General features: G+C 38.8%; 14 protein-coding genes and 1 pseudogene. 4 read left to right on the forward strand and 11 right to left on the reverse strand.

Features of this window, described 5'->3' with window-relative positions; translation table 11 throughout:
- The first annotated feature begins 321 nt into the window (after positions 1 to 321).
- The gene (locus HWQ37_RS25115; protein ID WP_292752389.1) at positions 322 to 1,704 is read left to right on the forward strand and encodes a lysophospholipid acyltransferase family protein; all 1,383 of its coding nucleotides are present in this window, start codon (positions 322 to 324) and stop codon (positions 1,702 to 1,704) included.
- Between the two features lie 61 nt (positions 1,705 to 1,765).
- On the opposite strand, the gene HWQ37_RS25120 is transcribed toward HWQ37_RS25115, so the two are convergent.
- Genes HWQ37_RS25120 through HWQ37_RS25130 form a run of 3 tightly spaced genes read right to left on the reverse strand, consistent with a single transcriptional unit; the run spans position 1,766 to position 5,022 of the window.
- Positions 1,766 to 3,085, reverse strand: coding sequence for an ABC transporter substrate-binding protein (locus HWQ37_RS25120; RefSeq protein WP_292752391.1), 1,320 nt, complete (start codon positions 3,083 to 3,085; stop codon positions 1,766 to 1,768).
- 58 nt (positions 3,086 to 3,143) lie between these two features.
- Positions 3,144 to 4,310, reverse strand: coding sequence for a glycosyltransferase (locus HWQ37_RS25125; protein ID WP_292752394.1), 1,167 nt, complete (start codon positions 4,308 to 4,310; stop codon positions 3,144 to 3,146).
- Positions 4,311 to 4,353: 43 nt separating this feature from the next.
- Positions 4,354 to 5,022: a glycosyltransferase family 2 protein gene (locus tag HWQ37_RS25130; RefSeq protein ID WP_292752397.1), complete on the reverse strand. Its 669-nt coding sequence runs from the start codon at positions 5,020 to 5,022 to the stop codon at positions 4,354 to 4,356.
- 300 nt (positions 5,023 to 5,322) lie between these two features.
- Here HWQ37_RS25130 and HWQ37_RS25135 point away from each other — a divergent pair, with 300 nt between their 5' ends.
- A complete protein-coding gene (locus HWQ37_RS25135) occupies positions 5,323 to 6,165 on the forward strand; it encodes a class I SAM-dependent methyltransferase (protein WP_292752400.1) in 843 nt (280 codons plus the stop codon).
- A 369-nt stretch (positions 6,166 to 6,534) separates the two neighbouring features.
- On the forward strand, positions 6,535 to 7,278 hold the full coding sequence (locus HWQ37_RS25140) for a class I SAM-dependent methyltransferase (RefSeq protein ID WP_292752402.1): 744 nt from the start codon (positions 6,535 to 6,537) through the stop codon (positions 7,276 to 7,278).
- A gap of 52 nt (positions 7,279 to 7,330) precedes the next feature.
- Here HWQ37_RS25140 and HWQ37_RS25145 read toward each other — a convergent pair whose 3' ends face one another.
- The 4 genes from HWQ37_RS25145 to HWQ37_RS25160 form a co-directional block, all read right to left on the reverse strand.
- The gene (locus HWQ37_RS25145) at positions 7,331 to 8,134 is read right to left on the reverse strand and encodes an FkbM family methyltransferase (RefSeq protein ID WP_292752405.1); all 804 of its coding nucleotides are present in this window, start codon (positions 8,132 to 8,134) and stop codon (positions 7,331 to 7,333) included.
- A gap of 480 nt (positions 8,135 to 8,614) precedes the next feature.
- Complete coding sequence (locus HWQ37_RS25150; protein WP_292752407.1) at positions 8,615 to 9,517, reverse strand: S66 peptidase family protein; 903 nt, start codon at positions 9,515 to 9,517, stop codon at positions 8,615 to 8,617.
- A 29-nt stretch (positions 9,518 to 9,546) separates the two neighbouring features.
- The gene (gene dacB, locus HWQ37_RS25155; protein WP_292752409.1) at positions 9,547 to 11,010 is read right to left on the reverse strand and encodes a D-alanyl-D-alanine carboxypeptidase/D-alanyl-D-alanine endopeptidase; all 1,464 of its coding nucleotides are present in this window, start codon (positions 11,008 to 11,010) and stop codon (positions 9,547 to 9,549) included.
- Positions 11,011 to 11,072: 62 nt separating this feature from the next.
- Positions 11,073 to 11,546 carry a tellurite resistance TerB family protein gene (locus HWQ37_RS25160; protein ID WP_292752411.1) on the reverse strand — a complete coding sequence of 158 codons (474 nt, stop codon included), beginning with the start codon at positions 11,544 to 11,546 and terminating at the stop codon, positions 11,073 to 11,075.
- A gap of 323 nt (positions 11,547 to 11,869) precedes the next feature.
- On the opposite strand from HWQ37_RS25160, the gene HWQ37_RS25165 reads away from it, so the two are divergent.
- Positions 11,870 to 12,421: a Uma2 family endonuclease gene (locus HWQ37_RS25165; RefSeq protein ID WP_292752413.1), complete on the forward strand. Its 552-nt coding sequence runs from the start codon at positions 11,870 to 11,872 to the stop codon at positions 12,419 to 12,421.
- 174 nt (positions 12,422 to 12,595) lie between these two features.
- Here HWQ37_RS25165 and HWQ37_RS25170 read toward each other — a convergent pair whose 3' ends face one another.
- From HWQ37_RS25170 to HWQ37_RS25185, 4 genes and pseudogenes are all read right to left on the reverse strand, one after another.
- Complete coding sequence (locus HWQ37_RS25170; RefSeq protein WP_292752415.1) at positions 12,596 to 13,342, reverse strand: creatininase family protein; 747 nt, start codon at positions 13,340 to 13,342, stop codon at positions 12,596 to 12,598.
- Positions 13,343 to 13,547: 205 nt separating this feature from the next.
- The gene (locus HWQ37_RS25175; RefSeq protein WP_292752416.1) at positions 13,548 to 13,820 is read right to left on the reverse strand and encodes a cupin domain-containing protein; all 273 of its coding nucleotides are present in this window, start codon (positions 13,818 to 13,820) and stop codon (positions 13,548 to 13,550) included.
- 22 nt (positions 13,821 to 13,842) lie between these two features.
- Positions 13,843 to 14,202: a Mo-dependent nitrogenase C-terminal domain-containing protein gene (locus tag HWQ37_RS25180; protein ID WP_292752418.1), complete on the reverse strand. Its 360-nt coding sequence runs from the start codon at positions 14,200 to 14,202 to the stop codon at positions 13,843 to 13,845.
- 708 nt (positions 14,203 to 14,910) lie between these two features.
- Positions 14,911 to 15,768 (reverse strand): annotated as a pseudogene (locus tag HWQ37_RS25185) (protein kinase domain-containing protein); the annotation flags it as partial.
- Positions 15,769 to 15,819 lie beyond the last annotated feature (51 nt).

Here is a 15,819-nt window from a genome sequence, read left to right on the forward strand (position 1 = left end):
AATTCAGAATTCAGGAGTAAAATAAATACGCTTTATACCTGGGTAACAGACGAATCTTTGTGTACCTCACCAACTTAAAATCTGCCCCCGTCGCTTGGGGCATAGGGCATTGGTAACTTCTTCCCAATGCTCCATTACCCATGCCCAAAAACTCCACGCCACTTGCGGGATGGAGTTTTTCATTACAATAACCTGCCTAAGCAAGTTTTGTCGTGTGTAGCTGCGACTTCAGTCGTCAGGACATCTTACAGCAGCTAAGATAGCTTAAAAGAAATAACCACCAGATGATTATAAATCGCGGCATCTTTAGGAGAAACTACTTTGGCAGATGTAATTTATCAAGCACAAGCACCCTTAGAATTTATTCCTCCAGCGTTTAACCCCTTAGTTCTACGAGTTGTGCATCTGTTGCTACCCAGTTGGATAAACTGGCAAACATCTATTACCCAAATTGAAGCAGACAACGTAGAGGTTCTGGTGGATCTCTATCGCCAATTTCAGGAAGGTAAGATCCGTTTTATGCTGGCATTTCGCCATCCGAAAACAGACGATCCGCTTTCTTTAGGTTACTTGCTGTCTCAACTTGTACCAAAGGTAGCGCGATCGCAACACATACCACTACAATTTCCCATTCACGCTCATTTTATCTACGATCGCGGCATTCCTCTATGGGCAGGTTCCCAGGTTGGCTGGATTATGTCTCATTTAGGCGGTACTCCGATTCAGCGCGGTAAGGCTGACTGGACGGGGTTACGTTCGGCGCGTGACTTATTTGCCAATGGGAAATTCCCGATGGCGGCTGCGCCTGAAGGTGCAACCAATGGTTTATCAGAGAATATTAGTCCTTTAGAACCTGGTATCGCCCAATTAGGTTTTTGGTGTGCTGAAGATTTGCACAAAGCTGAACGCCCGGAACAAGTTCTAATTGTACCAGTTGGGATTAAATATAGTTACGTTGATGCTCCTTGGGATGCGATCGCTAATCTTTTAAGTGAATTGGAAGTAGCAAGTGGTTTACCTGTGCATCCACCAGAAAATGCTTCTGTGGAGTCGCTTTATCCCCGATTGTTGACTTTGGCAGAACATTTACTTTTGCTCATGGAAGAATTTTACACCCGATTTTATCATCAAAAACTGCCAGATCCTAAGATTGTCAACGGGCAAATTCCAGATAGAAATGAAGCGTTAGCAGTTCGTTTACAAGCTTTGTTGAATGCGGCATTGTTAATATCAGAACAGTATTTCGATTTGCAGTCCAAAGGTAATTTAAGTGACCGTTGTCGGCGAGTAGAACAAGCGGGTTGGAATTATATATTTAGAGAAGAATTTAAGGATGTTAAAGGAGTATCTGCTGTTGAAAGAGCTTTAGGCGATCGCATTGCCGAAGAAGCGAATGCGCGGATGTGGCACATGCGTTTAGTAGAAAGTTTTGTGGCAGTTTCTGGTAATTATATTCGAGAAAATCCCACAGCAGAAAGGTTTGCTGAGACAACTTTAATTTTATGGCAAATGATTGCTAAAATCAAAGGCAATAAAGTTGTACACCGTCCGCAATTGGGTAAGCAAAAAGTCAAAATAAATGTGGGTAAACCCATATCTATTTCTGAGCATTACCCGGCATATAAGGAAAATCGTTTAGGTGGTAGACAAGCTGTTGCTGATGTGACAAATGATTTGCAACACGCCTTAGAAAGATTGATTTGATTAATCAAGAGACTAGTACAGCACGGCAGTCTAAATGATAAGTCTTTACCCGAACATGATATTATTTGTCATCCCAAATCAAATCTAAACGCTCTTGTGCTGTTTTGAGGGCTTTTTTCGCAGACTCTCCTAGTATTGTCGCTTCTATAGCTCGACCAAGACTGTCAGAAATACGGCTATATCCAGCAATAATTGGTTGAGAATGTGCCACAGGTAATTGGTCAAAAAACACTTTTAACACTGGTTTTTCATTGATGAATTGCTGATAAGCTTTGCTTTGAGCCGATTTGAGGGTAACTGGTAAAAAACCCGTCCCTATGCTCCATTCTATTTGGAATTCCTCGCTCAAAATATACTCTAAAAATTTGAATGCTGCTTGCTCTCTTGCGGGTGTAGTCTTCATCACAAAAAAGTTTCCAGTACCTGTAACGGTAGCAGCTTTGACACCTGCTGGTATGGGTAATACTTGATGATCTACCTCAGATTTCATGATTAAAGTCCAAGGGCCTGTAATCTGCATTGCAACACGACCTGTAAGAAAAGCTTCCTCTTCATAACCTCGTTCTGGCGCAGAAAGCATTACTGAACCATCTTCGATCAAGTCTTGCCAAAATTTTAAGGCTGCGATCGCACCTTGATTCATTAAATTCGGGCGATTATTGGTGACAATCTCGCCATCAGCACTATATAAAAACGGCAACCAACTAAATACAGTCCATCCTCCTTTCCCTAAAGGCAGTAACATTCCATACTGTTCGGGGCGGCGATCGCCATTGCGGTCTATAGTTAATTTTTTGGCAACTTGTCTCAATTCATCCCAAGTTTTGGGTATTTCTGTAATTCCCGCAGCTGCAAAAAGTTTCGGACGGTAAAAAATCCCAACATTACTGGTGTGCATTGGCACTGACCAAATGTGACCATCTAACTGCATTTCTGGCAATAAGTTAGGTCTAATGTCTGACTTGATGGGCGATTTGTCCAACCAATCTTCTAAAGGTCGAAGTGCCCCTAATTCCACAAATTGGCCTGTATATTCCGGGTGAAATGACAGGATATCTGGGGGTACATTAGCGACAACTGATGTTAATATCTTTGGTAAATTAGGTTCTGGTTCAAATATAGACTCAACCTGAATATTAGGATGAGTTTGATTAAATTTATCGACTAATTTTCCAAAAATCTCTCGATGTGCAGGTGGATTAATCGCTTGCCAAAGTGTCAGATGAATTACCCCATCGTCCTTTTGTTTAATTCCCTGACAACTAGATAACAATATCAAAGATAAACTCAGAATAATTCCTAGAATGGAAATTTGACCAGCAGATTTTCTCAAAAAATACCAAAAGTTTCTAGTTTTGGAAGCTAAAAAATTAATATTCATACAAAATTTTTAGATATAAAGATAGGTGATTTAGCACATTATTCCTAATTAATTAAACTCATTGAGAAACAACTTCCTGAATTAAACCTTCTAACTTATTAGCACAGCTAGTTTCACTAAAGAATTGTGAAATTTGCTCAGAGCGATCGATCTTCTGCGGAGGAGTTTTTACATGATCAATTATAGCTTCTGCTAATGCATCAACATCATTTGGTGGTACTATAGTTCCACATTTGAGTACTTCAGAAATCTCGCGCGGACCAACTGGACAATCAGTGGCAATAAATGTTACTCCACTAGCTACAGCTTCTACCAAAACTAGTGGTAAACCTTCAAAATGGGAAGCAAGTATAACTGCTCTAGACAATGAGAAGTAAGCTCTAGGATTGAGAACAGAACCGGCAAATAGCACAATTTCATCAATAGCTAAAAACTTTGCTAGAACTTGCATCTCTGTTTCTAAATTCCCTTCTCCTAACAAAATTAGCCGAATATTTAAGTGATTTTGACTAACTTTAGCAAATGCTTTGAGTAAGGTTTTATGGTCTTTTTGATGGTGAAATCGGGAAGCACATACAAAGGTAATCAATTGCGAATTGTTAAACCAAGATGTGGCTGTAGGATGAAGACTTTGGTTACTAATATCATCTATGGCTGGGTTGTATGATATCACGATTCGATGATGCTTAAACCCAATGTTTACGAATCTTTGATAGAGAGAATTGCAAACAAATATTAATCCACTAGCTTGCTGAAGCGCCAGTATATCAATTCTGCTAGTAAGACTTGTAAATAAGTTTTGAAGCAATGCACTAATAGGGTTTATTTTACGTTCAACCTGTGATTCCGAAATATAATCACTGTGAATATAGCTAATGTATGGAATAGATAAACTTTTAGGGATGAATTGAGATATATAAAATAGTTTAGTAACAAATGCCGTATGACAAACAATAATATCCGGTTTTTGTTCAGCAATCACCCTGCTTAATTGTATCGCTACCCATATTTGGTGTATTATTCCCCCAATAATAAATAGAGTACCTGCAACTTTCATAACAACCACAGTATTGGCAGCTTTAAAAGATACTATCCATTGTGATTCTAAAACGGTAAGCACTACAGTAGAGACTTGGTAGCCAGCTTTTGACTGAGAAGAAATTAGCGAATCAGCAACTTTTGGCGCTCCACCAATGTTATTCAAAACTAGATGACAAATATGCATAGTTGCAGGTAGTATTATAATGAGTAGATCGAGATAAACCGAATCAAAGTTTTTCGGTTAATGAGCGTTGTTCTAAAACATCCTTGGTAATGCTTGTTTCTGCTCTTGTATAAACGTAGGTTTGTGGTTCTGTAAATTTTTGAGTTTTGAAAATTTTGTCTGCCCGTTTCCAAAAGTCTGTATCTTCTCCGTAGGGAATATTATTAAATCCCTGCAAGTCAAAAAATACTCTCCTCTTACCAAAAAATGTAGGGCCTAAAACGCATTCGCGTAAATTAATTATTTCACCTGGTTGAAAATAATCGGCTACAAAAATCTCTTCTTCAGAGAAAAATCCTCCTTCAATCAAGTCAATTTCTGGATTGGCTTGCATAAATTTAAGTCGTGACTCTAGATGATTAGGTCTATATGTATCATCGCTGTCAAGAAATGTGATATATTTGCCAAATGATGCTTGAATTCCGGCGTTCTTAGAGTAGCCTAACTTTTTATTTTGGTGTTTCAAATAACGTATATTATTAAACTTCTGCACATAGGAATTGACAATTTCAAAAGTATTATCTTGGCTACCATCATCAATTACCAATAGTTCCCAATCTTTAAAAGTTTGCTCAACGACACTATTGATGCAATTATTTAAATATTTTTCTCGGTTGTAGGTACAAAGTATAACTGAAATTTCGGGAATGAAGTCAAAGACAATGGGACTCATAAGAGTTAGATGTTCAATTTGTAACTAGTTGAAAATTGTTCACACTGATAACACAGCATCACAACCAAATAATGATGCTATTTGTGATTTATTCACTAAGGGATAGCTACATCCACCAAAAGCATCGTGTAATACTTGCTGTACAGTAAAGGTAAGTAAATTTTACCGTAATTTACACTATACTGCTTGACTCCCTCAGGCAATTTTACAGACTTTATAAAACACCACTTAAACATTATTGTCCTGAAGATAGCATTTCCCTTATTTTTCCTTTTGGGACTATAGCCCAGATTAGTGGGCGTGTCTACACAATTACAAGTGCTTATCTGCCGATTAATCGCATTTGGCAACCTATCGCTAAGATTTAAATTTGCTCTGCCTCTCTCAATTATGCTAATATTACTGCCTGTTATCCATCTACAGTATTTATCAATGCAGCCATCAAATTTGGAAATTAATAGAAACTTCTGGAACGAGTATGCTAAACAGTGGAGTAAATATAATTTTCAAATTCCTAACGATCAAATTTCACAGCCTGAAAAATATTCTCCCATAAGTTATTTAGGTGATGAATGGGGGACAGCAGAAGATGTGGAAGAAATTCTTAGTGAATATATTTTCCCATTTTTAACTAAAAACAGCACAGTTGCAGAGATAGGTGTTGGTGGTGCTAGAATTGCAGCTAAAGTAGTTGAAAATGTCGAAAAGCTATACTGTTTTGATGTAGCACCAGCAATGCTAGATAAGGCGAAAGAAAGGATTGGACACTATCATCAGGTAGAGTTTCATTTAATGGAAAACTCTGAATTTGAAGCCGGGTTGGGTGAAAAATTTGATTTCATATATTCTTTCGATGTTTTTGTACATTTGGATCTACCAACAATTTGGAAATATTTAAACAGTATTTATAAAATACTTAAAGAGGGTGGGAGAGCTTTTATTCATACTAGCAGTATAACCACACCAAATGGTTGGACAAGGTTTTGCAGCAAAGCAGATAGTGAACAATTGTATTATCCAACTTCACCAGAAGCAATTAAGTGGCTCATAGAAAAGGCACAGATGACTGTGATTAAAGAGTCTATGCCAGATGGAAACAACTTTTATCTGGAACGTGATTATTTAGTGGTCATACAGAAATAGCTCAATTTTTGATCGCAAATCGTGGGTTATGACCGAATACAATTATAACCATGCGATCGCCTCTCTTCCTACCCTGTAAATACTTCTAATTCTCACAAAGCCCACTAGTACCGCAAAGCGGAATTCAAAATCAAAAATGAATACAGCGTAAGCGTTTCGTTGATTGAGAATAGGTAGTTTATTTACGCTATGTTGTACTAGGGGCAATTGCTTTTAATAAATCACCTAATTATAAGTTTGATGGGAGAATTTTTGTTTCCAGATTGTATTAATTATTAAAATTTAGATTTTTGAAAAAAAGTAGGTAGAAAAGATTGATTCAGTTTAAAATATAGAATATTGAGTTAATGATAATAGTTAATTAAATTTATGGTTAAGCATCCCGCTCCAGCTTTCTTAAGCGATCATTGGCAAAACTCTTTTAACTTAAAACAACATTTGCAGGATTTTTTGCATTTAGATTCAGAAACATTAGAAAAAAAGTTAGCGGCAGGACAAGAAGAAATGGCCGAGTTAGGCCATAAAGATTTTGATTGGGAAAAAGCAACAGATTTTTATCGTGAACAAGTGGGAGAGGTTTATTTATTTGAGTTGGGAGCTTGGCATTTAGAACAAAGTCAAAATATTGAAAACACGTTACATTTGATTGTAGATCATGCCCAAGGTCGGGTGTTAGATTTTGGCGGTGGAATTGGCACTCATGCAATTAATGCTGCTCTTTGTTCACAGGTTGAGCAAGTAATATATTGCGATCTTAATCCTATTCATTATGATTTTGTGCGTTATCGAGCTGAACAGATGGGTTTGAGCCACAAAATGAGATTTTGCTTGGAAATGCCTGAAAAAGAGACTTTTGATACCATCATTTCTTTTGATGTATTAGAACATTTGTCAGACCCTACTCAACAGTTATTAAAGTTTCATCAAGCGCTGACACCGAATGGTAAAACAATCTTGAACTGGTATTTCTTTAAAGGCTTTAATCAAGATTACCCTTTTCATATTGACGATCCTCAAGTAGTAGAGACTTTCTACAGAACGATTCAGAGCAAATTCTTAGAAATTTTTCACCCTTATTACTGTACAGCTCGTTGCTATCGGAAGTGGGATTGAGTTTAACTCAAGCCCCACAGTAGTTTTTACCTATCAGGAGAAAATACTGTGTTCATAGACTAACATGGGTATCATACCAAGGTTCCTGGATGTTGAGCTTGTCTAGGAACATCTTTCCTATGGGGAATCGGTAAATAATCCCATTCACCCCAATTATTTTATAAGTCCAAAAAATGCCTTTATAGACTTTGATTATTTCACTCTTAGAAAGCCAATTACCTGGTGTTTCTTCTCCAAAAAGTCCGCTAGCACCATATTCAAACTGATATGGGATATACTGACCTTCTCGTGCTGGTGAAGGACAGACTTGTTTAGGTACGTGCCCTTGACTGATGGCTTTGAATTTGTGATAACCAAGTTCTTTTAACAGCGCAAATTCTTCTAGTAGTTCATTCCAAGAAGTCTTGGTTGATTCTATAGACAGAAACTGTGGTTTAGTATCAAACTGCCGTAATGCCTGTATGCATAATAAATCAGCACCTTCTATATCTACTTTGAGATAGTAGGGAATGCCAAACTCCTCCAAAATACTTTCAAATCTGCGCCCTTCTACAGTAATTTCAATGGAAGGTGCATCAAAAGAGCGTTCGTTCCGAATAGCCCAATCTGGTGAAGTTGTACCCCAAAAGCTTCTCTCCAAGTTGGCGTAAAAAGTGACTGGTTCATCTTTCGGTGATACAGCAATATTTAGGAGGGTAAGTTGATTATTCTCTATATATAAATTTAGTCGCTTTTTTGTAGCTTCGTAAAGCTCAGGATGAGCCTCAATACCAACAACGCGAAAGCCTTTTTTTAAGTAAAACTCTGTATCCTCACCTGTGTGAACGCCAACATCAATTATTAAATTTTTATCCATAAATCACGTTTTCCTTTAATAATTACGCAAGCGTTTAAATATGTAATACTTTACACTATCTATAGTTTTTTGTATAGAAATGTTACCAAAAATAACTTTTGATTTCCGCAAGCCGCACACTCGTGACTTCCAGTCATGAATTAGGCGCTCCATATTCTGTTAAAATTAGGACATAGCTAAAACCAAGCTAATCTGAACCACGACAACTAAAGATATGGGGTTCTACTAGGAAATAGGTACTTTTGTATCGATCCTCTAGTGGGTAAAATCTTTAAGGTACAGAGGTTAAACATACTTAACTTTTAGGTACTTGTTTGAAAGTCGCCGTCGGTGCGCCGGAGACTTTAAAAACGCCTGTGGAGAACTTGTAAGACCTGGAGCAGTTCAGGCACAGATCGTTGAAGCAGGAATCGCATGACTTCTAGTCACGCGAGGTTCAAACAATCATTTTGTTTAACCATAAGCGGATCTGATTTTAACTTAATGGGGATGCGCGATCGCTAATATTCCCGCATCCCCATCTAAAGTTACCTCTATACCCACTGGTAAGGCTGCATTAGGATTATCATGGCCAAAAGGCAAATCGGAGACAATGGGAATACCTAAATCACCCAAGCGATCGCGCAATACTTCTTCTACACTAAAACTAGATATATTTGGCGGCGCTTCACAACGAGTAAAACCCCCCAAAGCAATACCGCAGACTTGAGATAAAGCACCACTCAAACGCCACTGTGTCAGCATCCTGTCAATCCGATAAGGTGCTTCGGTAACATCCTCCAACGCCAGAATTACCCCATCTAGATGTGGTAGGATTGGTGTACCCAAAAGATGGGTAGCCACCGTGAGATTACCTGGTAATAAAGTACCATTCACCACGCCACCACCCCAACCACAACCTTTGAGAGGGGCGAAAGAACTACCTTCTACCCAATCAAATAATCGCTGAATTGACCAATCAGACTCATCGGCGAAAGTTGTCATTACAGGGCCATGAACGCCGGAAATTCCTGCTGTATAAAGGCTCCATAATAAAGCTGTGATATCAGAAAACCCTATAAGCCACTTGGGAAGCCCTGAGTTTGGCCAATTCCAATTTTCTAAGATGCGGGTGCTGCCAAAACCGCCTCTGGCACAGAGAATACCCCGACAATCAGGATCTTGCCATGCTGCGGCTAGCTGTTGGCGACGGTTTTCGTCTGTTCCTGCTAGATAACCCCATTTGTCATCTATCTGAGGACTGACTTTTAATTGATAACCACGCGATCGCCAAATTTCTAGACTCTGTTCAAATGCTTCAAATTCTCGCAAAGCACCACTAGGGGCAATTATTCGCAGTAAGTCTCCAGGTTTTAGGGGCGGTGGTAAGATTTTGGCTGGCATGAAAAAAGTTAGGAGTGAAAAGTATAATATTAACAACGCTGCAACTGTGTTAACAACACAACAACTTCATCAATTGCCTGTCGCACAACTGTTGCAGACTGATCCGACTGATTGACAATAATACTAAAAACTAGCGGCTCATACTTCGGCGCATTCATATATCCAGATAGAGAAACTACACCAGTTAATGTCCCTGTTTTTGCTTCCACAATACCCTCAGCAGGTGTATCTTGAAAGCGGCCTTTCAAAGTTCCACTTTTACCAGCCACGGGTAAAGATGCGCGATATATATATGCTGCTGGAGTTCTTGCAATTCCCCGCAAAGTTTGTACAAAAGCTTCTGGTGTTACTAAGTTACGACGTGATAAACCCGAACCATCCACTAAAATATAATTTGCTGGATCGACCCCCAATTTAGTTAAACTTGCTTTGACAACTTCTAAACCGACATCAGCACTAGTCTGATTTTTCAGTCTGGTTTTTTTCACAGCTAATGCTCTCAGCAATGCTTCAGCATAAAGATTATTACTATTTTGAAGAGTTTCCATTAATAATTCTGATAAAGGTGGCGACTCGACAAATGCTATTTCCTGTTGATTCACACCACCATTTACTACTAATGTTTGTCCCAGGGTAATTTTTTCTGTCGCCAAAGCAGTACGGAAGCGCCGTAAGAAGTAATAATTAGGATCGACTACAGGCAAATCTATTAAAGAGGGTTCGGAATTAGTTGTCAGTTGTCCTTGAATTCGTAATCCTGTTCCTGATAATTCGCGGGTAACATTGACATAGCTTGGTTGATTTTGAGGAACCGTTACTGACTGATTAATTATCCGCCACTGTTTCGCTTCGCCAGCATCAATCCACACGACTTGTAAAGATTTACCTACAGCCTGTGGTACAAGTTTGAAGCTAAAAATATTTTGATTCAGAATAAAGCTGCTGACTGGTGCGCCATCATTTGATTGCACATCTTCCCATTGCCAGGTGGGATTAACAATATCACCTTGAATATAACTATCATCAGCTATCAATCGCTGAATTTGGGTAATACCTTTCTGTTTTAACTGCTGTGCTAATGTTTGCAGTTGAGTATCACTTAAGCTAGGATCTCCCCTACCGACTACACGTAAAACACCATTGCCATTTTGATAAATAGAGGTGCGAATCCGAAAATTAGCACCCAATTCCTGCAATGCAGCTGCTGTTGTCAGCAATTTGAGGTTAGATGCGGGAGTAAAATATTTCTGAGCATCTCGACTGTAAATAGTTGGTCCCGTTGACAGGGGTTGTATCAAAATTCCCCAGCGCACCCGACTAAATAAGGGACGATTGATTACAGCATCTATAGCTGTTCCCAGTTGGTTAGAACAAATTGATTTTGTAGCAGTTGTTGGCGCAACAGGGGTTTGGGCTTTAGCTGCTGGCTGGGTAACACCAATTTGAGTACCCAGAAACAGCAGCATCAAGCTAAGAGAAGTTTTCCTAGTCATCAAATAGTTATTAAAACTACTTGATGATAATACCTTACTTCGACGGGAGTAAATTAATACTCTTATTCCTCTTCTTCTTCTTCTTCCTCGTCTTCCTCTTCCCCGAACACTGCGTCTATAAGTTCTTGTGCGCGTTCGTCTGAAATCTTTAAGGCTTCCTGAAGTTCAGAGATATAATCTTGTTCGCTTTCGGGTACTTCTTCGTCAATCCCTACTACTAAGATAGCTGTGATGTATGCAGCTTCACGATAACCTTTATTTGGTAAGGATTCGATGGATTGGGCGATTAAATCTTCCGGTTCTTCTTCTTCAATCAAGCTAACGACTTTTTCGGTCAATTCTTCAAAGTCTTCTTCAGAGTATTCTTCAAATAAGTCAACCCGACTGAGAAATTCACTTAAAGCATATTCTTCTGTGGAAGAAATACCTTCACCATCAGCTGCTGCGGAAAACAATCCAAGGATTGCGATCGCAACTTCTGGTTCTAGAGCAACTGAACTAACACTACGGCCTTTAGGCAACTTGCGTTTAGACATAATTATCCTCTAAAAGTTACGTGATATTTCAGGAAGTAATACCTTACGGTCTGTAATGCTTCCTCGATTTATGATTCCCAAAATAATGCGGAAATATACATTGGGATAAATCTTTTTTTCATAAAAAATACACAGAGAATATATTCATCTGCGTATAAAAACGGTTAGATTGCCTTGAGCGATGAGGTTTTTAGTACTTGTATATACTACGTAGCATAAAGGGATAGGTAGTGAAGATAATTATTATACCAGTGGGTTAAGTAAGATTTAACATCTTAAATTTGAGTCTAAAATAAAGAATTATTTAGGAGGAATCAATCGTCATGACTGTGATAGTTGCGAAGTGGACGATTGACGAATATCACCGCATGATTGACGCTGGCATTTTGAGCGATCGCAAAGTTGAACTACTTAAAGGAGAAATTGTCGAAATGTCTCCAGAAGGGGAACCTCACGCTTATAGTAGTGGTGAAGCTGGTGACTATCTAGCAAAGTTATTGGCTGGATGCGCTAAAATTCGTCATGCTAAACCAATTACTCTACCCAACAACTCGGAACCCGAACCAGATATTGCCATTGTCCAACTTTTAGGACGCGAATATCGACAGCATCATCCCTATCCCGAAAATATTTTCTGGTTGATTGAGTACGCTAACTCTAGTTTAGAAAAAGACTTAGAGACAAAAAGCAAAATCTATGCAGAAACAGGTATTTTAGAATATTGGGTTGTCAATCTAAAAAGGTTACATCTGATGGTGTTTCGAGAAATATTAGATGGAGAATATGCGACAAAACAGACATTAACTGGGGGAATAATTCAACCGCTTGCATTCCCAGATGTTTCTGTTGCAGTGGAACAAATTATTAACAGCTAAGATACAGCAGAATTCAGAAATCAGAATTCAGAATTCAGGAGTAAAACACGGTTTATAGCTGCCTTTGGGACTTAGCTTGTGTACCTCACCAACTTTAAATCTGCTGTAATTTACAGTCTTTTTTATGCAGAGACACGATTTTACTCGCATCTCTACAACTTATTTTCATGAGTTTTATTCTGCGTTCACAAATTCCAAATATCCATTGCTAAGTTCTTTAACTGCCAAATCATAAAATTGCTTACCATGTTCTGGCGTGGCTAAAGCCGGATTTGATCCCATACGTCCATCTGGATAACGCACTCGAAAGTCAGCTGCACCATAAATCTTGTGTCCGCTTGCAACTTCTAATGAAAGGGGTGCTTGCTTAATCGCCTCTGGATAAACGTATTGAGTCAGGGCTACTTCACTTGGCGTTGCATGAGAACCTTCTTGATCCCCATATAATTCTTTAGCTAGTTTATATACAGAACCGCACATAAACCAGTTTGCCACTTGACATTGCACCTGTTGAGCATTACCAATCTGCAAATCTTCTAAATGAGCGTAAGTTTCTGAAAAAGCAGCTTTGAGGGTAGCGATATTCCCACCATGTCCGTTAATAAAGTAGAACTTGCTAAAACCAGCTTTGGCTAAACAAGTTACATAATCTCGCACTACTTGAATTAAAGTGCTGGGACGCAGACTGATTGAGCCAGGAAAAGCGGTATGGTGTAGTGCCATGCCCACATTGATTGTAGGGCCGACGATCGCTTGAGTTGCATCACCCACACCACGAGCGATCGCTTCTGCACAAATAGCATCAGTGCCAATTAATCCCGTTGGCCCATGTTGTTCTGTGGAACCAATAGGGAAAATAATCCCCTTTGACTGCTGTAAATAAGCTTCGACTTCTTGCCAAGTACTTAAATGCAGTAACATTGTTAATGATTTTCCTCAATAAAATTGCGGTGGAAGAAAACCTTTTTCTGGTAAACTCCCAATAATATGATTATGAACTCTCTGGATTTTTTGCGCTGCGATCGCACAATATCCCCGACTTCGTAAAAGTTGCCGGGGATCTTTGTTTACTGCCAAACTTGCAGAGAATTAGACTATCTATTTCTATTTTGAATAATCATTTTGACTAATCAAAGTAATAATGCTTCTTTACGTACCTTAGAATTTCCCATGTGCAGGACATACCAGGAGGGAAAATCACTAAATCGCCCTGGCCCATTTGCACTGGTTGTCCGCCATTAGGAGTAACAATTACGTCACCTTCCAAAAAATAGCAAGTTTCTTGAGAATCATAAGTCCAAGGGAATTTTGAAACTTCCTTTTTCCAAATTTCCCATTTAAATACACCTAATTCATTGAGATACTCTTGTCTGGGCTGATGCTCAATTTTAATTTCCATATTGTGTTTTATCTAGTTATATTCAGCAGTAAGATTGAATATCTTCTCCACACTGATCTACTAGATAACACAAAGCGCGAAAACGCAAGTAGACAAGTTCGTTATAAAGCGGATTCAGTTTGCACATTGGCGGAATATGGGCTATTTTGCGACCAAAAAGCATGATATCACGCTCGAATGGACACTGGGCAGGAATTAGTTTAGCAATAAATTTGGCTAATTTCCGATTCTGAATCTCAACTTTATCGAGCCATTGACGTAATGGTTGCAGTAAATCTAGTTTAGGTTGAACAAATTGCTTTTCACTACCTGTTTGATTCTTGTCTTCTAAAGGTTTAATAAAAGCAGACAGAAAAATACGCTGATTCTGTGTTTTAAGCATAGTTTTAGGCAAGGTTTTCCTTGTGTAGATGAACTATTTGCCGATTGAGAATATCATCATGTAATATGTTTGGTCAATTTGCACTGTGCTTGTAGATTAAGAAGCAAAGTAAGCATAATGCAAACAAATTTACATACATCTTTGGGAAGGGAAATGGTTTAACTAATTGTTATTTAAACCCACCAAATCACGAAGAACTGTCCCGTTAAATACAAAATAACAAAGAAAATATAAAAATGGCATTTCTTTAACTTATGGATTTTTAATCTTAAAGATAGCAATCTTATATATTAAATATAAATGCCTGGTTCGGAAACTGACTAGTATCTAGAGATGTAGTTTATGGCACACAAACACAGTCTTGTTCTGACCCCATATACATTTCGCTAGGATTAGCCCCTAATATCTCTCGATTTTAGGGTATTGAATATCCATAATTTTGTCTGATATACTACACAAGCTAACCTAGAAATTATCTAATAAGTAGCAATAAATCCTTTGATAAGTCAAAACTAATATTAGGAATAATACAAGGGCAAGGGGCACTTGTACTGAGCAATTCTACAGACTAACTGTGAGATTTTACCGTTGGCGTGGTTACAGAGCTTAGTCTAAATGTAGCCTCTTGTAAAGAAGTATTGGTTATTTTCCCTACTCCCCGATTATGAAAAACTTATTATTTAAAATATCTTAATCCAGTATTAGCCTGATATTTTTCTGAATATTAGTACTTTGAGGGCTAGGCTGTGGATTGACAGGCACTGTTTGAGGTGGCGGTGCAGAGACTACAGTCGGTTGAGTCAAGAGGGGTTGCGTCGGTGGAATTGGATTTGCTATGCTCTGTAAAGCATCCAGCATTGCTCTGGCTGTAAAGTAGCGATCGCGCGGATGATAAGCGATCGCCCGATCGATTATTCTTGCCATAATTGGGCTAACATCAGTGGCATACTGTCGCCAGACAATTTCACCCGTTTGGGAATCGGTTTCTAGTTGTTGCGCCTGTTTACCAGTCAGCAAATAAATTACCGTCATTCCTAAACTGTATAAATCACTAGAATAAACTGGTCTACCTGCGGCTTGTTCGCTCGGCATATAGCCAGGTGTACCAATCACAATCGAACTGGTAGGATTGCCTTGAGAATTTACTACTGTTCCCATTGACTCCCGCACAGCACCAAAATCAATAAGCACTGGTTTACCATCCCGATGACGCACAATAATGTTATCCGGCTTAATATCACGGTGAACGATATGCTTAGAGTGAACGTAATCCAGGACAGGTAATAAATTCATGAATAATTCCTGAACAGCGCCTTCACTAAATAGCCCCTGGATCTGGACTTTTCCAGTTAAAGTATCGCCTTCCACCCATTCTTGAACTAAGTAAAATTGTCCACCTGAACAGAAGTAGGCATATAATGCCGGAATTTGGTCATTTGCGCCGCCAAGTTCTTCTAAAATAGCTGCTTCGCGTTGAAACCTCTCTTGCACTAACTGGTAAATTTGGGGATTGTTGTGAATAGGTCTTAGCTGTTTAACCACACAAGGGCGCTTTGAAGGCATATAGCCCATATTCCGCACTTCAGAATGTAGTATAAAATGCTATATAATTCCTCT

Origin of the sequence: Nostoc sp. NMS4, assembly GCF_017115095.1 — a bacterium.
Classification (GTDB): Bacteria; Cyanobacteriota; Cyanobacteriia; order Cyanobacteriales; family Nostocaceae; genus Nostoc.